The 18,993-nt window shown below is 73.2% G+C and carries 14 protein-coding genes and 1 pseudogene; 9 read left to right on the top strand and 6 right to left on the bottom strand.

Annotated features, from left to right (window positions below; translation table 11 throughout):
- The first annotated feature begins 33 nt into the window (after positions 1–33).
- Positions 34–690, top strand: coding sequence for a nucleoside/nucleotide kinase family protein (locus tag CIB93_RS09760; protein WP_179500047.1), 657 nt, complete (start codon positions 34–36; stop codon positions 688–690).
- Between the two features lie 93 nt (positions 691–783).
- Complete coding sequence (locus tag CIB93_RS09765) at positions 784–1,932, top strand: aminopeptidase P family protein (protein WP_096626150.1); 1,149 nt, start codon at positions 784–786, stop codon at positions 1,930–1,932.
- A gap of 66 nt (positions 1,933–1,998) precedes the next feature.
- On the opposite strand, the gene treZ is transcribed toward CIB93_RS09765, so the two are convergent.
- Positions 1,999–3,759 (bottom strand): malto-oligosyltrehalose trehalohydrolase, encoded by a 1,761-nt coding sequence (gene treZ, locus CIB93_RS09770; RefSeq protein ID WP_096626152.1) that lies wholly within the window; start codon positions 3,757–3,759, stop codon positions 1,999–2,001.
- A 170-nt stretch (positions 3,760–3,929) separates the two neighbouring features.
- On the opposite strand from treZ, the gene CIB93_RS09775 reads away from it, so the two are divergent.
- Positions 3,930–5,351 (top strand): GH1 family beta-glucosidase, encoded by a 1,422-nt coding sequence (locus tag CIB93_RS09775; RefSeq protein WP_096626154.1) that lies wholly within the window; start codon positions 3,930–3,932, stop codon positions 5,349–5,351.
- A 14-nt stretch (positions 5,352–5,365) separates the two neighbouring features.
- Complete coding sequence (locus CIB93_RS09780; protein ID WP_096626156.1) at positions 5,366–6,496, top strand: alpha-L-fucosidase; 1,131 nt, start codon at positions 5,366–5,368, stop codon at positions 6,494–6,496.
- Here the strand turns inward: CIB93_RS09780 and CIB93_RS09785 are convergent.
- Entirely contained in the window at positions 6,468–7,379 is a 912-nt protein-coding gene (locus CIB93_RS09785) for a GNAT family N-acetyltransferase (protein ID WP_096626158.1), read from the bottom strand. The genes CIB93_RS09780 and CIB93_RS09785 overlap by 29 nt on opposite strands.
- A gap of 340 nt (positions 7,380–7,719) precedes the next feature.
- Between CIB93_RS09785 and CIB93_RS09790 the strand changes: the two genes are divergently transcribed.
- A complete protein-coding gene (locus tag CIB93_RS09790; protein WP_096626160.1) occupies positions 7,720–8,289 on the top strand; it encodes a DUF1707 and FHA domain-containing protein in 570 nt (189 codons plus the stop codon).
- A 165-nt stretch (positions 8,290–8,454) separates the two neighbouring features.
- On the opposite strand, the pseudogene CIB93_RS39580 reads toward CIB93_RS09790, so the two are convergent.
- Positions 8,455–8,597: pseudogene (locus tag CIB93_RS39580) on the bottom strand (dihydrolipoyl dehydrogenase); the annotation flags it as partial.
- Positions 8,598–8,721: 124 nt separating this feature from the next.
- Here CIB93_RS39580 and CIB93_RS09800 point away from each other — a divergent pair.
- Entirely contained in the window at positions 8,722–9,717 is a 996-nt protein-coding gene (locus CIB93_RS09800) for a cytochrome P450 (protein ID WP_096626162.1), read from the top strand.
- Positions 9,718–9,863: 146 nt separating this feature from the next.
- Here the strand turns inward: CIB93_RS09800 and treY are convergent, their stop codons facing one another.
- A complete protein-coding gene (gene treY / locus CIB93_RS09805; RefSeq protein ID WP_096626164.1) occupies positions 9,864–12,242 on the bottom strand; it encodes a malto-oligosyltrehalose synthase in 2,379 nt (792 codons plus the stop codon).
- 81 nt (positions 12,243–12,323) lie between these two features.
- On the bottom strand, positions 12,324–14,453 hold the full coding sequence (gene glgX / locus CIB93_RS09810) for a glycogen debranching protein GlgX (protein ID WP_096626166.1): 2,130 nt from the start codon (positions 14,451–14,453) through the stop codon (positions 12,324–12,326).
- 404 nt (positions 14,454–14,857) lie between these two features.
- Between glgX and CIB93_RS09815 the strand changes: the two genes are divergently transcribed.
- On the top strand, positions 14,858–16,093 hold the full coding sequence (locus tag CIB93_RS09815) for an SAV2148 family HEPN domain-containing protein (protein WP_096626168.1): 1,236 nt from the start codon (positions 14,858–14,860) through the stop codon (positions 16,091–16,093).
- A 96-nt stretch (positions 16,094–16,189) separates the two neighbouring features.
- On the top strand, positions 16,190–16,903 hold the full coding sequence (locus CIB93_RS09820; protein ID WP_096626170.1) for a 3'-5' exonuclease: 714 nt from the start codon (positions 16,190–16,192) through the stop codon (positions 16,901–16,903).
- Between the two features lie 138 nt (positions 16,904–17,041).
- Here the strand turns inward: CIB93_RS09820 and CIB93_RS09825 are convergent, their stop codons facing one another.
- Complete coding sequence (locus CIB93_RS09825) at positions 17,042–17,908, bottom strand: phosphotransferase enzyme family protein (protein ID WP_096626172.1); 867 nt, start codon at positions 17,906–17,908, stop codon at positions 17,042–17,044.
- Positions 17,909–18,059: 151 nt separating this feature from the next.
- Here CIB93_RS09825 and CIB93_RS09830 point away from each other — a divergent pair, with 151 nt between their 5' ends.
- Entirely contained in the window at positions 18,060–18,992 is a 933-nt protein-coding gene (locus CIB93_RS09830; RefSeq protein ID WP_179500049.1) for a carbohydrate ABC transporter permease, read from the top strand.
- Position 18,993 lies beyond the last annotated feature (1 nt).

The following is an 18,993-nucleotide window of genomic DNA, read 5'->3' on the forward strand; positions in this document are numbered from 1 at the left end:
GCTTTCGGTCCCCGCCCCCGCACAATGCCCCGCATGGACTTCCTGGACGGCACGACCACCGGCGGCCGGGCCGCGCTGACGGACCGGGCCCGCGCGCTCGCGGAGGGCGGGCAGCGGCGGGTCCTCGGTATCGCGGGCCCGCCCGGGGCCGGGAAGTCCACGCTCGCCGAGCGCCTGGTGGCCACCCTGGACGGACGCGCCGTCCTCGTCCCCATGGACGGCTTCCACCTCGCCGCCGCCGAGCTGGACCGCCTCGGCCGCGCCGACCGCAAGGGCGCCCCCGACACCTTCGACGCGGCCGGGTACGCGGCGCTCCTGCGGCGGCTGCGCGACCCGGACCCGGTCCACCCGGTGTACGCACCCGCCTTCGACCGGGCTTTGGAGGAGCCGGTCGCCGGGGCCCTGGCCGTGGGGCCGGACGTGCCGCTCGTCATCACCGAGGGCAACTACCTGCTGCTGGAGGACGGGCCGTGGGCGCCGGTGCGCGGGCTGCTGGACGAGGTGTGGTTCCTGGACCTCGACCCGGAGATCCGGGTGCACCGGCTCGTCGAGCGCCATGTGCGGTACGGCAAGCCCCGGCCGTACGCACGCGAGTGGGTCGCACGGTCCGACGAGGCCAACGCCCGGCTGGTGCTCAGCGGCCGCGACCGGGCCGACCTGATCGTGCGGCAGCCGGCGCGCGAGCGATAGGCCGTGTCCGGCCCGAGCCGGTCGCGGTCGCCCCGCCGAACGGGCAGGATGCTGTGTGCCGAGCCGAGCAGTGTCGCCAGGAGGTCAGTCAGGATGCCCAGCACCAGCCCGTCCGCCCAGCGGTCCGCCCCGCCCGTGCCCTTCACCGCCGACGACTACCGGGCCCGGATGGCTCGGGCCGCCGAGTCCGCCGCCGGGGCCGGGCTCGCCGGGGTGATCGTCGCGCCGGGGCCCGACCTCGTCCACCTCACCGGCTACCGGCCCGTGAGCACCGAACGCCTCACGCTCCTCGTGCTGCGGGCCGGGCAGGACCCGGTCCTCGTGGTCCCGACCCTGGAGGCGCCCGACGCGGCCGCCGCCACCGGGGCACCCGCGCTCACCCTGCGGGACTGGACCGACGGCATGGACCCGTACGCGGTGACCGCCCCGCTGCTGGACGCCGAGGGCCGCTTCGGCGTCAGCGACAACGCCTGGGCGATGCATCTCCTCGGTCTTCAGCGGGAGTTGCCCGGCACCTCCTACACCGCGCTCACCGAGGCGCTCCCTATGCTCCGCGCGGTGAAGGACGTTGCCGAGCTGGAGCGTCTCACGGCCGCCGGCGCCGCCGCCGATGCCGCGTACGAGGAGATTCTGAAGGTCAGGTTCTCCGGCCGCCGGGAGGTCGACGTGGCGACCGATCTCGCCGCCCTGCTGCGGGAGTTCGGACACTCCCAGGTCGACTTCACCGTCGTCGGCTCCGGCCCCAACGGGGCCAACCCGCACCACGAGGCGGGGACACGCACCATCGAGCGGGGCGACATGGTCGTCCTCGACTTCGGCGGCCTGAAGCACGGTTACGGCTCCGACACCTCCCGTACGGTCCATGTCGGCGAGCCCACCGCCGAGGAGCAGCGGGTCCACGACATCGTCCGCGAGGCCCAGGAGGCAGGCTGCGCCGCCGTCCGGCCCGGAGCCGCATGCCAGGAGATCGACCGGGCCGCCCGCGCGGTGATCACCGAGTTCGGCTACGGCGACCGGTTCATCCACCGCACCGGCCACGGCATCGGCGTCACCACCCACGAGCCGCCCTACATGATCGAGGGCGAGGAGCAGCCGCTCGTTCCCGGCATGTGCTTCTCCGTGGAGCCGGGGATCTATCTCCCGGGCCGGTTCGGCGTCCGGATCGAGGACATCGTGGCCGTCACCGAGGACGGCGGACGGCGGTTGAACACCACCGCCCGTGAACTGGCCGTCGTGGAGTAGCGCGCTCCGGCCCCGGGTCCGGCGCGGCTCAGGCGTCGGCCCCGGCCCCCGGGTCCGGGGCGCGGCTCAGTCGTCCGCCAGCACCACGCACGACTCGGGCGGCAGCTGCAGCACCCCGTCCGCCCCCGGCGCCTCCACCGGCTCCCAGGCCGCCAGCACCCGCCCCCCGGCCCGCCGGTGGCGGCCCCAGCCCAGCGGGATCGCGGCGGACTCGTCCGCCAGGTTCACCGCGATCCGCAGATCGCCCCTGCGGTACGCCAGCCAGCGGGCGTCCTCGTCGAACGCGGTCTTCACCGAGGCCAGGTCGGGATCGTGCAGATCGGGCAACGTCCGCCGCAGCGCGATCAGTTCGCGGTACCAGGCGAGCAGCCGCGCGTGCGGTTCGCGCTCCGGCTCGGCCCAGTCCAGGCAGGAGCGGTCCCGGGTGGCCGGGTCCTGCGGGTCGGGGATCTCCTCCTCCGCCCAGCCGTGCGCGCCGAACTCCCGCCGCCTGCCGTTGCGTACGGCCTCCGCCAGCTGCGGGTCCGTGTGGTCGGTGAAGAACTGCCAGGGTGTGCGCGCACCCCACTCCTCACCCATGAACAGCATCGGCGTGAAGGGCCCGGTCAGCACGAGCGCCGCCGCGCATGCCTGGAGGCCGGGGGAGAGCGAGGCGGCCAGCCGGTCGCCGAGCGCCCGGTTGCCGATCTGGTCATGGGTCTGCGCGTACCCGACGAAGCGGTGCGCCGGGGAGCGGCTCACGTCGACCGGGCGGCCGTGGGTGCGGCCCCGGAAGCTGGAGTAGGTCCCGTTGTGGAAGAACGCCGAGGTCACCGTCTTGGCCAGGGCGGCGAGCGGGGCACGGGCGAAGTCCGCGTAGTAGCCCTGGGACTCGCCGGTGAGCGCGGTGTGCAGCGCGTGGTGGAAGTCGTCGTTCCACTGGGCGTGCAGTCCGAGGCCGCCCGCCGTGCGGGGGGTGGTGGTGCGCGGGTCGCAGAGGTCGGACTCGGCGATGAGGCCGAGCGGCCTGCCCAGCTCCAGGGCGAGCGCGTCGACGGCCGTGGACAGCTCCTCCAGGAAGGTGAGCGCCCGGGTGTCGGCGAGTGCGTGCACCGCGTCGAGCCGCAGCCCGTCGAGCCGGTAGTCGCGCAGCCAGGCCAGCGCGCTGCCCAGCAGGAACGCCCGCACCTCGTCCGAGCCCGGCGCGTCCAGATTGACCGCCGCGCCCCACGGGGTGTGGTGGGTGTCGGTGAAGTACGGGCCGAAGGCGGGCAGATGGTTGCCGGACGGGCCCAGGTGGTTGTGGACGACGTCCAGGACCACACCGAGCCCCAGCCCGTGCGCCGTGTCGACAAAGCGCTTGAGGCCCTCCGGCCCGCCGTACGGTTCGTGGACCGCCCACAGCGAGACACCCTCGTACCCCCAGCCGTTGGTGCCGGGGAACGGGCAGACCGGCATCAGCGACACATGGGTGACGCCCAGCTCCGCCAGATGGCCCAGCCGGGCCGCCGCCGCGTCGAACGTGCCCTCCCGGGTGTACGTCCCCACATGGAGTTCGTACAGGACCGCGCGGTTCAGCCGACGCCCCGCCCACCCGTTGCGCCAGGCGTACGCCTCCTGGTCGACGACCGCGCTCGGCCCGTCGGGCCCGTCCGGCTGGCGCCGCGAGCGCGGATCGGGCAGCAGCGGCCCGTCGTCCACCCGGAACCCGTAGCGGTCCCCGTCCGCCGCCTCCGCCTCGACGCCCCACCACCCCTCCCGCAGCGGATCGCGCTCCATCGGGGAGCGGACGTCCGCCGCCTCCAGCACGACCGCGTCCGCCTCGGGGGCCCACACCTCGAACTGCATCCACCACTCCTCGTCCCTGGACAGGCCCTGCACGGCTCCGGCCCTCTGGAACGAGCCCGTCACCGGCCGTTAAGGTCTGGTCCTGATCATTGCCCGCCGAGGTTCCCGCTCATACAGGTTCTGCTCATACGTACGGGCTCTGCTCGTACGTACGGCTGCTGGAGGCCGCTATGACCGTACCGCTGTTCCCGCCGGGCTTCCTCTGGGGAGCCTCCGCCTCCGCCTTCCAGACCGAAGGGGCGGTCGACGCGGACGGCAAGGGTCCCTCCGGCTGGGACGCCTTCGCCGCGCTGCCGGGCCGGATCAAGGACGGCACCGACACCACCCGGGCCACGGGCTTCCACGCCCGCTACCGCGAGGACGTCGCCCTCCTCGCGGGCCTCGGGGCCGACGCCTTCCGGTTCTCCGTCAGCTGGCCCCGCGTGGTGCCCGGCGGCAGCGGAGCCGTCAACGCCGACGGGCTCGACTTCTACGACCGGCTCGTCGACGAGCTCTGCGCCCACGGCATCACCCCCGCCCCGACCCTCTACCACTGGGACACCCCGCTCCAGCTGGAGGAGGCGGGCGGCTGGCTCGACCGGGACACCGCCCACCGCTTCGCCGAGTACGCGGGGATCGTCGCCGAACGCCTCGCCGACCGCGTGCCGATGTGGATCACCATCAACGAGCCCGCCGAGGTCACGCTGCTCGGCTACGCGCTCGGCGAGCACGCCCCCGGCCGCACCCTGCTCTTCGACGCCCTGCCCGCCGCCCACCACCAGCTCCTCGCCCACGGCCTCGCCGTCCGGGCCCTGCGCGCGGCGGGCGCGGACAACATCGGCGCCGCCCTCTCGCACGCCCCGGTCTGGACGGCAGGGGACACCGACGAGGACCGCTTCGGCGCGGAGCTGTACGACACGCTCACCAACTGGCTGTTCGCCGAGCCGATCCTCACCGGCCGCTACCCCGACGAGAGCCTCGCCGCGCTGATGCCGGGACCGGTCGCCGACGACCTGAAGGTCATCTCCACGCCGCTCGACTGGTACGGCGTCAACTACTACAACCCCACCCTGGTCGGCGCTCCCCGCCCGGAGGCGCTGGAGACCTTCTCCGGCTTCACGATCCCCGCCGAACTCCCCTTCGGCATAAGGGAGATCGAGGGGTACGAGAAGACCGGATTCGGCTGGCCCGTCGTCCCCGAGGGGCTGACCGAGATCCTCACCCGGCTGCACACCCGCTACGGTGACCGGCTCCCGCCGCTCCTCATCACCGAGAACGGCTGCGCCCTGGACGAACCGCACGCCGACGACCGCCGTATCGCCTATCTGGAGAGCCACCTCACCGCCCTGCGAGCGGCGATGGACGCAGGGGTGGACGTACGCGGCTACTTCACCTGGTCGCTCACCGACAACGTCGAGTGGACGGAGGGGGCCTCCCAGCGGTTCGGCCTGGTCCACATCGACTACGAGACGCTGGCCCGTACGCCGAAGGCCTCGTACGCCTGGTACCGCGACCTGATCCGCACACAGAAGCGGAAACAGAGGCAGGGCCAGGAGCAGCAGCCGAACCGGAACCCGGCGGTCGAGGGGGCTTACGCCATGCCCCCCGAGTGATCAATACTCCCGCCATGGTCGCTTCATGGTGGTCCCGGGCCCGGCTGGGGATCTTCGTTCACTGGACACCCGCCTCCGTCCCCGGCTGGGCCCCACCCTACGTCCCCGCCGCCGAACTCCCGGCGGCGGGCCGGCGTGCGCCGCTCGGCTGGACCTCGTACGCGGAGTGGTACGAGAACGCGCTCCGCTTCCCCGGCTCCCCGGTCGCCGCCCACCACCGCGCCACCTACGGCACCCGCCCCTACACGGACTTCGGCCGCGACTTCGAGGACGGGCTCGCCACCTGGGACCCGGCCGCCTGGGCCCGTTCCTTCCGGAAGGCGGGCGCGGGGTACGCGGTCCTGGTCGCCAAGCACCACGACGGGTACTGCCTCTGGCCCTCGAAGACGGAGAACCCCCACCGCACCGGCTGGCACACCGCCCGGGACGTGGTCGGCGAGTTCGCCGAAGCCGTACGGGCCGAGGGCCTTCGCTTCGGCGTCTACTACTCCGGAGGGCTCGACTGGACCTTCGACGACCGGCCCATCGGCACCGCCGCCGACATGTTCTCCGCCGTCCCGCGCGGAAGGTACCCCGCCTACGCGGACGCGCAGCTGCGGGAGCTGATCCGCCGCTACCGCCCCGACATCCTCTGGAACGACATCGCCTGGCCCGCCTCCGCCACCGAGATCCGCTCTCTGGTCGACTTCTACCGCTTCACCGTCCCGCACGGCGTCGTGAACGACCGCCTGCTGCCGTACGCACCGCACTGGCGGGGCCTGCGCCTCCCGGGCGCGAAGGCGCTGTACAACTGGTGGGACCGCCGGACGGTGGCACAGGGCGAGGGGTTCGTCCCGCGCACACCGCCCGTCTTCGACTTCCGCACCCCGGAGTACGCCCGCTACACCGGCTCAGGCCCGTACGAGATCACCCGGGGCGTCGACCACAGCTTCGGCTACAACCGCGACTCAGCCCCGGACGCCTTCATCGACCGTCCCACGCTGTCCTCCCTGCTCCGCGACACGGCGGCCGACGGCGGAAACGTGCTGCTCAACGTGGGGCCGCGCGGCGAGGACGCGACGATCCCCGCCGAGCAGCAACTCCGCCTGGAGTGGCTGGCCCAGGAGGCCGGGTCCCTCACACCAGATGGACCCATTCCTGGGTGATCGGGTACCCGGCGCGGGCGAACGCGGCGGCCATCGGCACGTTGCCCCGGTCCGTCGCGCCCGCGACGAACTCGGCGCCCTGCTCGACGAGGAAGCGCGTGCACTCCACCAGCAGGTCGTAGCCGTAGCCGTGCCCGCGCGCCTCGGGCACGACCCCGATGAAGCCGACGCAGGGCCCCGACGGGTTGTGCGCGGGCACCTGGATGCCCGCCACCTCGCCGTCCGGCGTGTACGCGAGCCGCCACCACTCCCGGGGCGAGGGGCACCAGTGGAAGAAGTCCAACTCCTCCTGGGCCGCCGCCTCCAGACCGCCGGGGCCCTCGATGGCCTTGCGGGCGTGGGCGTCCAGGGTCGCCGAGTGCACGCGGCGCAGCACATCGAGGATGACCGCGTCGTTCGGCTCGGGGCGGAAGGTGAGCCGCCCGGTCCGCTCCGGCAGCGGGCAGTCGGGGGTCCACCGATAGCGGTAGCGCTCGACCAGCGGCTTCATGCCGGCCGCCGTCGCGGCGGCGACCCGTGCCTCGACGGCGGCCCGCACCGTCGGATCGTCCCGCCACTTGGCTGGCGCGATCAGCTCGTACTCCTTGTCGAACGGGGCGCGGCGCAGGAGTTCGGCGCCCGCCTCCGCCTCCCCGTCCGCGAAGTCGAACCAGTTGAGCACGACGGGCTCGGTGTCGTCGGGCCCGCCCCACCAGGCTGCCCTGGCGACCACGGTGTTCTCGCGCAGGGCGACCCAGGACCAGTCGGGGCGGTACTCGCCGCCGTCCGCCACGGTGGCGTAACGATGGCCGAACGCTCCGCGGCCGACGAGAGCGGCGTCCTGAAGCGAGTGGAAGAGATCGGCGTCGCTCGGGGTGAGCGCGCGAATGACCAGATCGGTCATGAAGGAGTCCTCCGGGGACGAAATGCCGCGCTCCCGGTCAGACGGAGTCCGACACCGCCCGGTGGACGGGGCGGGAACGCGGAGGTGAGAAGCTGCGGATACCGGTGATGCCGGTGGTGTGCTCTCGCACGGTCCCACCTCCTTTCACGACCTGGGCCGGATTCCGGTGCCGACCGTAGCCGCCGCCCGCGCCCGCTGTCCACCGGATTCAACGGGGCAGGTCCCCGGCCCCTGTTGAACACCGGGCGAGCGGCCCCGCGTAGGAGCCACGCAGGTCAGCGCGGGAGGAAACAGGGCCTCGCCTGGACACCCCGGGCCCTGCGGCCCGACAATCGACAGCGTGACATCCTCCTTCGAGTTCCACGCGTCTCCCGCTCGGCTGTCGGACGCCCAGCGCGACCGTGTCCTCGGCGTGCTCAGAGAGGGTGCCGCACAGGGCAAGCTGTCGCACGACACGTTCATGCGCCGCATGGAGCTCGCCCTCGTCGCCCGTCGCCCCGAGGAACTGGCGGCCCTCACCTCCGACCTGGAGACCGGCGGCAGCCGCTGGTCGCAGGGGCTCGTCCGAGCGGTCGGCGGGATCTCCGCCTTCCCCGGCAGGCTGCGCCGGGCCTGGCAGACCGAGCGGCTCCCCAAGCTGCTGCTCCCCGCCCCGAGCCCCTACCCGCTGCTCGTCGGCCGCGACCCGGCGAACGGGTTGCGCCTCAACCACGAGACGGTGTCCCGGCTGCACGCCGAACTGACCGTGCGGAACGGCCGCTGGGTGCTGCGCGACCTCGGCTCGACCAACGGCACCTGGGTCAACGGACAGCGGCTCGTCGGCTCGATCCCGGTGCGCGACGGGGACCAGGTCAGCTTCGGCCGGATGAGCTTCCGCCTCACCGACCCGGCCCACAGCCCGCCGACCTGACGTCGGGGTGTTCCTGCCCCGGGGCAGTGACCCAGAACCCGGCCCGCCCGCTCGGCCACCACCTTCACCCGCCCGCCCCGGCCGCGCGCCATGCCCTTGGCGACGGCGGTCAGCGGCGCGGTGTTGACCACCACGTCGTGTCCCGCCTCCGTCTCAGCAGCCGGGCGCACCGGTCTCCACCTGGACGCCCCGATTCCTCAGCCCCGGGCCAGATGCCGCGACACGTCCGCGTCCTCCAGCGGCACCAGCCGGTCGGCGGCCTCCAACGACCGGTGGAGCGAGGCGTACTCGACACCGATCGCCCCACCGCGCCCGGCCGCCCCGACACCCCCTCACCCGAACGGCCGTACGCCGACTGCGGTGCGCCGTCGCCGGTGGTCCGCTGAGAGGACGCGCGCCGGCCGTCGGCGCACCGATTCCAGGGGGCGCGGGATGCCGGCCGAACGCCCCGAAGCCCTGCCCGCCGCCCGCCGCCGGCACCGGCTCGCGGGCGGCCATCCGGGCCTGCTGGCACCGGGGGCCGCTACGGACCCGTACCGGCTGCGCCTCTACCGGGTGCTGCGCACCGACTACCCGCTGGGCTACGACCCGGGCCTCGGCGCCTGGCTGCTGAGCCGGTACGCGGATGTGGCCCTGGCCCTCACCGACCGCCGGTTCACGGGCTACCCGCACGACGGGTCCCCGCGCGGCCGGGCCCCCATGCCGCTCGGGCTCTGCCGGGGCAGCGTGGTCTGCACCCCGCTGCCCGGCGGCGGGGTACCGGGCCCGGGCACCGTCTCCTTCGTCGAGCGCACCGCCTACGTCCTGGCCCGCCGCATAGCCGGGCGCGGCGGGGCGGACCTGGTCGGCGAGTTCTGCCGGTGGCTCCCCGCCGGGGCGGCCGGGCTCTCCTACCCGGATGTGAACGCACCGCCCCGCCGCGGGGCGGGTGGCTGCGCCGGACCCACCGCGCTCCGCGAGAAGGCCCTCGCCTCGTTCCTCGCGAACATGCTGGACGCCCCCGACCTGCTGGCCGCCGCACGGAGCGGTCCGGGGGCCGGGGCGCTCCTGGGGCGCGCCTGGGCCGAGACCCTGCGCCGTGACCCGCCCGTCCAGATAGTGCTGCGCCGCACCCGCGCCGAGGTGGCGGTGAGCGGCGGCACGCTGCCCGCCGGGGCACCCGTCGCCTGCCTCGTGGGCGCGGCGGGGCGCGACCCGGCCCGGTTCGGCGCGCCCGACCGGTTCGATCCGCTGCGCGCCGACGCGGACGCGCTGATCGCCGGCCCTGCGGGCTGCCCCGCCGCCCTGCTCGGCCGACTGGAGGCCGAACAAGGACTGCGGGCCCTGCTCACGGCGATGCCCGGCATCCGCTGGGCCGACGGCTTCCGACCGGTGGCAGGCGGCTTCCTCACCCGAGGCCCGCGCACCCTGCTGGTACGGGCGTCCTGACCGCCGCAGCCCGCGCGGAGCGGGGGAGGGCCCGCCCGTACGTGCCCCGCCCCGCGCCGCGCCGGGGTGGGCGTTCGCGTGCCCCGCCCGCCCCCGGAGTCGTGAGTCCCCGCACGCCCCGCCCCACCCACCGCAGGCGCGAGCCCCTACGCATCCCGCCCCACCCGCCGCAGCAGCGCCACCGGCCGCTCCGCGAACAGCTCGCGCGCCGCCACCGTGCCGCCCGCGAACTCCCGGCCCGGCGAGGCCGACAGCACATCCCGCCAGGGCCCCGGGCACGGCAGGTCCACCACCGTGTCGCGCCAGCCGCCCTCCTCCGCCAGCCGCAGCGACAGCCGGGTCACCGCCGTGACCACCTCGCCCGACCGGCAGAACGCCACCGCGTGGGGCGCCGCCGGGCCCCGGGTCTCCAGCGGCGCGTACGTCCCCGACTCCCCGAACGCCTCGGGCAGCTCCCGCCGCAGCCCCAGCGCGGCCGCCGTCAGCGCCTGCTTCTCGTCCGGGGCCTCGGGCCGCCGGAACGGGCGCCGGTTGTCGGGGTCGACGAGGGCCAGGTACTCGCTCTCCGTGCCCTGGTAGAGGTCCGGCACCCCCGGCATCGTCAGCTGCACCAGCGCCGCCCCCAGGACCTGGGCGCGGACATGCGGGGCGAGGGCGTCCGCGAACTCCGTGACCAGCTGCCGGGCCGGCCCCGACGCGCTGCCCGGCCCGGCGGCGACGAAGTCCGACACCGCCCGCTCGTACGCCGGGTCCGGCTCCGTCCAACTGGTGAACAGGCCCGCCTCGCGTACCGCCTTCAGCAGGGCCGGTTCCAGCCGTCCGGCCAGCTCGTCGGCGGGCAGCTCCGCGCAGCCGTACGCCGACTGCCAGGCCGCCCAGGCCAGCTGCGGGTCCGGGGCCCCGACAGGCGTGGCCGCCGTCAGTTCGGTCATCAGCGCCGCCCACCGCTGCGGGCACTGGGACAGCACCGCGATCCTGGCCCGCACGTCCGCGCTGCGCTTGGTGTCGTGGGTGGTCAGGACCGTGCCGGTGGCGGGCCAGTCTCGGGCGATCCGCGCGGCGAAGGCGTGGAACTCCTCCGGTGACACGGCGGGCCGGCCCGGGTCCCCGCCCACCTCGGTGGCCGAGATCAGCGGGACGTACCGGTAGAACGCGGTGTCCTCCACCGACTTGGCGTGCAGCGCGGACGCCGTCTGCGCGAACCGGGCGCAGAACGCCGTCTGCCCCTCCCCGTCCCCGAGCCGCCCGAGCGCCAGATCCCGTACGACGTCGACGGCCGCTGCCTCCTCCGGCACGGAGAACACCGACTTCGCTTCCCGAACCGCCTCGTCGGTCAGGGTCGCCTCCGCGATCCGGGTCGGCGGCTCGCCCGCCGTGACATACGGGCGGTAGACCGGAATCCGTACCAGCAGTTCCCGCACCGCCGTCCGCAGCGCCCAGGGCGCGTGATCGCGCAGCGCGGGGTCGCGGCCGCAGATCCCGGCCGCCAGCCGGGTCAGCCAGGCCGTCTCGGCGGCCAGTTCGTGGGTCGCCACCCGGTACGCGGCCCGTCGCACCGTCGCCTTCCAGTAGCCGCCCCGGTCGCCGGGCGGGCCCGCGAACTCCCGGTAGTGGCCGAGCAGCTCCGCCGCGCCGGACGGATCGGTGAACAGCCCGTCGATCCGGTGCAGCGCGTCGTAACCGGTCGTGCCCGCCACCGCCCACTCCACGGGCAGGCTCTCATCGCCGGTCAGGATCTTCTCCACCACCGTCCAGCGGCCGCCGGTCGCCTCGTTCAGACGCTCCAGATAGGCGGCGGGGGCGGCGAGGCCGTCCGGGTGATCGATCCGCAGTCCGTCCAGCACCCCGTCGCTCAGCAGTTCGAGGATCTTGCCGTGGGTGGCGTCGAAGACCTCGGGGTGCTCGACGCGGACCCCGATCAGCTCGGAGACGGTGAAGAAGCGGCGGTAGTTCAGCTCGGTGCGCGCCAGCCGCCACCATCCGAGCCGGTAGTGCTGGGCGTCCAGCAGCCTCGGCAGCGGAAGCTCGGCCGTGCCCGCCCGCAGCGGGAACTCCAGGTCCTTGTAGCGCAGCACATCGCCGTCCACCGCCAGGGCGTCCAGCTCCTGGCCGAGCGGGCCCGCGAGCACCGGCAGCAGCACCTTGCCGCCGCCCGCCGCCCAGTCGATGTCGAACCAGCGGGCGTACGGGGACGACGGGCCCTCGCGCAGCACCTCCCACAGCTGACGGTTGTGCCGGGGCGCGGCCGCCATGTGGTTGGGCACGATGTCCAGGACCAGGCCGAGCCCGTGCTCCCGGGCCGCCGAGGCGAGCGACCGCAGTCCGTCCTCACCGCCCAGCTCCGCCCGGACCCGGCTGTGGTCGACCACGTCGTAACCGTGCCGGGAGCCGGGGACCGCCTCCAGGACGGGTGACAGGTGCAGATGCGAGACGCCGAGCGCGGCGAGGTACGGCACGGCCTTCTCGGCTGCGGCGAACGGGAAGTCGGGCTGGAGCTGAAGCCGGTACGTGGCGGAGGGCGTCATGGACTCCTACGTACCCCGCCCGGGGCGGTCTGTGTCACCCCGGGCGGGACGCTCACCCCCGCCGTTCCTCCTCGCCGCCGCTCAGGCCGGGCGTTTGAGCACCGTCAGGCTGCGTCCGATCAGCGTGACCCGCTCGCCCTCGGCCACCTTCGGCCCCGTCCCCGGAGGCACCCCCTCCGGCCGCGCGGTGTCGACGACGACCTGCCACTGCTCCCCGTGGTCGACCGGGACGGCGAACTCCAGAGTCTCGGCGCTCGCGTTGAACATCAGCAGGAACGAGTCGTCGGAGATCCGCTCACCGCGCGGCCCCGGCTCGGAGATCGCATGGCCGTTCAGGAACACGGTCATCGCCTTGGCGTGGGCCGCCTGCCAGTCCTGCTGCGTCATCTCCTCGCCCTCGGGAGTGAACCAGGCGATGTCGGACAGCTCGTCGTGGGTGCCCTCCACCGGCCGCCCGTGGAAGAAGCGGCGACGCCGGAACACCGGGTGGTCGCGGCGCAGCCACACCATGGTCCGGGTGAACTCCAGGAGGGCGCGGCGGGGGTCGTCCTCGGGGTCCGTCGGGTCGGGCCAGTCGATCCAGGACAGCTCGTTGTCCTGGCAGTAGGCGTTGTTGTTGCCCTGCTGCGTACGGGCGAACTCGTCGCCGTGGCTCAGCATCGGCACGCCCTGCGACAGCATCAGCGTGGCGATGAAGTTCCGCATCTGCCGCCCCCGCAGCGCCAGGATCTCCGGATCGTCCGTCTCACCCTCGGCGCCGCAGTTCCAGGACCGGTTGTGGCTCTCGCCGTCCCGGTTGTCCTCCCCGTTGGCGTCGTTGCGCTTCTCGTTGTACGAGACGAGGTCGTTGAGGGTGAAACCGTCGTGGCAGGTGGTGAAGTTGATCGAGGCCAGCGGGCGGCGCCCGTCGTCCTGGTAGAGGTCGGACGATCCTGTCAGCCGTCCGGCGAACTCCGCCAGGGTGCGCGGCTCACCCCGCCACAGATCGCGGACCGTGTCGCGGTACTTGCCGTTCCACTCGGTCCACAGCGGCGGGAAGTTGCCCACCTGGTAGCCGCCCTCGCCCACGTCCCAAGGCTCGGCGATCAGCTTGACCTGGCTGACCACCGGGTCCTGCTGGACCAGGTCGAAGAACGAGGAGAGCCGGTCGACCTCGTGGAACTGGCGGGCGAGCGTGGCCGCCAGGTCGAAGCGGAAGCCGTCCACATGCATCTCGGTCACCCAGTACCGCAGCGAGTCCATGATCATCTGAAGGACGTGCGGGGACCGCATGAGCAGGGAGTTCCCGGTGCCCGTGGTGTCCATGTAGTACCGCTGATCGTCGGTCAGACGGTAGTAGGAGGCGTTGTCGAGGCCCCGGAAGGAGAGCGTCGGCCCGAGGTGATTGCCCTCGGCCGTGTGGTTGTAGACGACGTCGAGGATGACCTCGATGCCCGCCTGGTGCAGGGCCTTCACCGCCTGCTTGAACTCCAGCACCTGTTCGCCGCGCTCGCCCCAGGAGGCGTAGGTGTTGTGCGGGGCGAAGAAGCCGATGGTGTTGTAGCCCCAGTAGTTGGCGAGCCCCATGTCCGCCAGCCGGTGGTCCTGGACGAACTGGTGAACGGGCATCAGTTCGATCGCGGTGACGCCCAGTTCGGTGAGGTGGGCGATCACCTCGGGGTGGGCCAGGCCCGCGTATGTACCACGCAGCTCGGGCGGCAGCCCCGGATGGAGCATGGTCAGGCCCTTCACGTGGGCCTCGTAGATGACGGTGCGGTGGTAGTCCGTCCGGGGGCGGCGGTCGTCGCCCCAGTCGAAGTACGGGTTGACCACCACGGAGCTCATGGTGTGCGGCGCCGAGTCGAGGTCGTTGCGGGCGTCGGGCCTGCCGAACGGATAGCCGTACACCTCCTCGCCCCACTCGATCTTTCCGGCCACCGCGCGGGCGTACGGATCGAGCAGCAGCTTCGCGGAGTTGCACCGCTGCCCGCGCTGGGGCTCGTAGGGTCCGTGCACCCTGAAGCCGTACCGCTGACCCGGCATCATCCCGGGCAGATAGGCGTGGCGCACGAAGGCGTCCGTCTCGCGGAGCTCCACCGCCGTCTCCGAACCGTCGTCGTGCAACAGGCACAACTCGATCCGGTGGGCGGCCTCCGAGAAGACCGCAAAGTTGGTACCGGCGCCGTCGTACGTGGCGCCGAGGGGATACGCGTGTCCCGGCCAGACCTGCATGATGAAGACTCTTCCACTTCTGATCCGGGTGTGGTGGCTTTCCTCGGCCCGATACTCACCGAATGCTCCCCGAATACTCCCCGAAAACGGTGCGCTCACCTAGGACGTCGCCCGGTGCGGCCGAGTCCCGTCGCCCGGCCCCGCCGCACCGGTCAACTTCGGACACTCCGGTGCCGCCCCGGACGCGCTTACGGACACAGTGGCGCGCCCGGCGTCCGGTTCCCGGCCCGGAACAGGGTGCCCAATCACTATGAATCCGCTCACTCCACCCGATCTCGCCGCAAGGAATTGGCCGCGCCCGCAGGGGAGTTGAGAAAGTCGCCTGCGCATCGGGCTGCATCGGATCACGCTCCCGGAGTACCCTTCCTTGATCGTTGGGTGGGGGAGTGGAAGGCGGTACGCGGGTGAGCTCGGGAGGGTTCGAGCTGCCCCCAGGTGACGCAGGTCACGAGGGGGAATCGACCGATGCCCCGCCCGGGGCGGTGTCCCTTGCGCAGCCCCTGGAGATAGGCGCCGAGCTGGACTGGGGAGCGGAGGCCTGGGGCGAGGTGCGCACGCGCGCCCAGCGGGCGGGGCGCGCCTACATCTGGCTGAATCTGGTCGAACAGCGTCTGCGGGCGGTGGTCGCCGCCGTGCTCCGGCCGATCTACGAGCCGGTGCACGGCGAGGAGTGGGTGGTGGCCGCGGCCGGACCCGCCGGACAGGAGTGGGTGCAGCGCGCCGTCGCCGTACGCGAGGTCTCGCGCCGCAAGGGCTATCTGCTGGACCCGGCCGACGACAACGTCCTCAGCTTCCTGACGCTGCCCCAGCTGCGCGAGCTGATGGTCCAGCACTGGCCGTGCTTCGAGCCGTACTTCGATGACCGGCGCGATGTCGAGCTGGCCCTCGACGAGCTGGAGGTCGCGCGCAACGTCGTCTCCCGCAACCGCGCCCTGAACGAGGCGGTCCTCGCCCAGGCCGAACGCGCCTCCGCCCGCCTCCTGGACATCCTCGGCAGCGGGGCCGGAGTCCCCTCCGCCGACCGGCTGCCGGTGGACGCCGTGGAGGAGCTGGTCGGCGACCGGTACGCGGACGTGGTCTCCGTCCATCCGGACCGGGTCAGGCTCCAGCGCCAGCTGCCCGCCGAGGACCTGTTCGGCGGAGCGCGCCGACTCGACGCCATCGGGATAGGCCTCAACCTGCTCGTGCAGAACTTCTCCGGCCGCCGCCTGGTCCGGCTCGCCGAGTCGGGCTGCCGGGTCCGGCTGCTGTTCATCAACCCGGCCAGCAGCGCGGTCCGCCGCCGGGAGCGGGAACTGGGCCTCAAGAAGGGCGAGCTGAGCCGCTCGGTGGAGATGAACATCCTCCATATGCGCCGCGTCCGCTCCAAGCTCCGCGACCCCGGCGCCTTCGAGATCCAGGTCTTCGACGAGACCCCGCGCTTCACCGCGTACCTGGTGGACGGCGACGGCCCGGACGCCGTGGGCGTCGTCCAGCCCTATCTGCGCCGCGCCCGGGGCATGGAGGCCCCCGTCCTGGTGCTGCGCGGCGGCGGGCGGCGCACGGTGGTGCGAGCCGGGCAGGACAGCGAGCACGGCCTCTTCGAGATCTACCGCGAGGAGTTCGAGTCGGTCTGGACGGATTCGCGCCCGGTCTCCTGACGGGCCGTGGTCCGAGGGGGTGCCGCAGGGCGCTGTCAGTGGCCCGTGGCAGGGTGGTCATCAGTCGGGGGAGCGCACCACGAAGGAGGTATCCGGATGAGCTGGCACCGGGGAACACTGGTCGGCTTCGACCTGGAGACGACGGGGACCGACGTCGAGACCGACCGGATCGTCACCGCCGCACTCGTCCGGCTGGAGCCGGACGGCGCGGTCGCCGAGCAGCGGACCTGGCTGCTCGATCCGGGGGTGGCGATACCGGAGCAGGCCTCCGCGATCCACGGGATCGGCACGGACCACGCCCGCAGGCACGGCGCCCGGGCGGCCTCGGCTGTCGAGGAGATCGCCCGGGCGGTATCCGAGGTGCTGCGTTCGGACGTCCCGCTGGTGGTGATGAACGCCCGCTACGACCTCTCGCTCCTGGACCGCGAATGCCGCAGGTACGGACTGCCGTCGGTCGAGGACCGGGTGGGCGGGGCGCCATCGCCCGTCATCGATCCGCTGGTCATCGACAAGCACGTCGACAAGTACCGCAAGGGCAAGCGCGCCCTCCAGGCGCTCTGCGACCACTACGGGGTGACGCTCGACGGGGCCCACGACGCGACGGCGGACGCGGTGGCCGCCGTGCGCGTGGTGCGCCGGATGGGCGAGCGGCACCGCCCCGTCGGCACCCTGCCCCCCGGCGAGCTGCACGCCCTCCAGATCCGGGCGGCCGCCGAGCAGTCGGCCTCCCTCCAGGCCTATCTGCGCCGCACCGCCGACCCGGCGGCCGTGGTCGAGCCGTCCTGGCCGGTGATCCCGCGCGGGCGGTGAGCCGGCGCCCGTCGTGTCGTACGGGCTCCATTCGGGGGATGGCAGGACATGAACTGGCCGGAAGCGCACTGAGGGGCCCACGCTCCTCGTACGCCCCAGCCGTCGCGGACCCTCCGGGGTGAGCCGGCGTGCACGGGCCTAGAAGGGATACCACCGCACTTCCGGATCGCCGTCCCGCAGCGAGGCCACGCGGCGGCGGAATTCCGCCAGTGCCTTCGGGTTGGCCGGGGCGTGCTGGGCGACCCAGGCGCAACTGGCCGTCTCGCGGGCGCCCCGCAGGACCGCGCAGCCGTCCCACTCCCGTACGTCCCAGCCGTACGCGGAGGTGAAGGCGTCGTAGGCCGCGGGGTCGAGGGCGTAGCGGTCGCGGGACAGGGCCAGGACCACCAGATCGTGTTCTCGCAGGTCGGCGGAGAACGTCTCCAGGTCGACCAGGACCGGGCCGTCGGGGCCGACGTGGACGTTGCGCGGGAGCGCGTCGCCGTGGATCGGGCCCGGCGGCAGATGGGGGACCAGGGCGGCGGCCGCGGCCGCGAAGCCGTCGCGGCGCTCGCGGAGGTAGTCGGCGTCGGCCGGGTCGATCGCGTCGCCCGCCAGGGTCAGCCACCGCTCCACACCTCCCAGCAGCTCGCGGCGCGGCAGGGTGAAGTCCGCCGGGGCGGGCAGCGCGTGCACCAGGGCCAGCAGCGGTGCGAGGTCGCGTGGCTCGGTGGGGCGTACGGGGTCGGGGAGCCGGTGCCACAGCGTCACCGGGTGGCCGTCGGCCGTCCGGGGCCGGTGCTCGGCCGCGCGGACGGCCGGGACGCCGGACGCGGCCAGCCAGTCGGCGAGGGCCACCTCCCGCTCGGCCCGCTCGCGCAGCTCGGGGTGGCCGGTGGCGTCCCGCCCGACCTTGATCACCAGGTCCCCGTCGGCGAACACCGCGTTCTCGCCCAGCGAGAGCAGCTCCGCCGTGCCGGGGAGCCCGGCAGCCGTCAGCACCTCACGCGCACGCTTCTCGTCCATGGGTGCGATTTTCGCATCCCGGGGGCCACCCTTGACGAACCTACGGGCCGTCAGCACGATGACGAAGGCTCACGGTCGGCCGGAAGGGAACGACGTCCGCCTCGGGTGCATCAGGTGCATCAGTGGCATAAGAGACAGAGAGGTCTCCTTCGTGACATCGGTGACCGCGGCGAAGCGGCCCGGGCGGCCGGGAACCCCGGGCCGGAGGGTGTTCGGCGACCGCGCCGCCTGGTTCCTGGTGCTGCCCGCTCTCCTCCCCATCCTGATCCTCAGCGTGGGGCCGCTCCTCTACGGCATCGGGCTCGCCTTCACCGACGCCCAGTCCGGTCGCACCCGCTCCACCCAGTGGATCGGAACCCTGAACTTCCAGGACCTGCTGCACGACACCCTGTTCTGGGACTCGTTCCGGATCGGCCTGCTCTGGGCGGTCGGCGTCACCGTCCCGCAGTTCCTCCTGGCGCTCGGCCTCGCCCTGCTGCTCAACCAGAACCTGCGGATGCGCTGGCTGGCCAGGGCGCTGGCGATCATCCCCTGGGCGATGCCCGAGGTCGTCGTCGGCATCATGTGGAGGCTCGTCTACAACCCGGACGCGGGCATCCTCAACGAGACCATCCGCGACCTCGGCCTCGGCGACGGCCGGGACTGGCTGACCGGCCTCGCCACCGCCCTGCCCGCCGTGATCCTCGTCGGCATCTGGGCGGGCATGCCGCAGACCACCGTGGCCCTGCTCGCCGGGCTCCAGAACACCCCGCACGAACTCCACGAGGCGGCGGCCCTGGACGGAGCGGGCGCCTGGCGCCGGTTCCGTACGGTCACCTGGCCCGCGATCAAGCCCATCGCCCTCGCCATCTCCGCCCTCAATCTGATCTGGAACTTCAACTCCTTCGCCCTGGTCTATGTGCTGACCAGCGGCGGGCCCGGCGGCCGGACCCGGCTGCCGATGCTTTTCGCGTACGAAGAGGCTTTCCGCTACGGACAGTTCGGCTACGCCGCCGCTATGGGCTGTGTGATGGTCGCGGTGGTCTCCGTGCTCCTGGCCTTCTTCCTCGTCGGCCGGATCAACGGAGGAGACGAGAAACGATGAG

The organism is Streptomyces sp. WZ.A104 (genome assembly GCF_002382885.1).
In the GTDB taxonomy this organism is placed as follows: domain Bacteria; phylum Actinomycetota; class Actinomycetes; order Streptomycetales; family Streptomycetaceae; genus Streptomyces.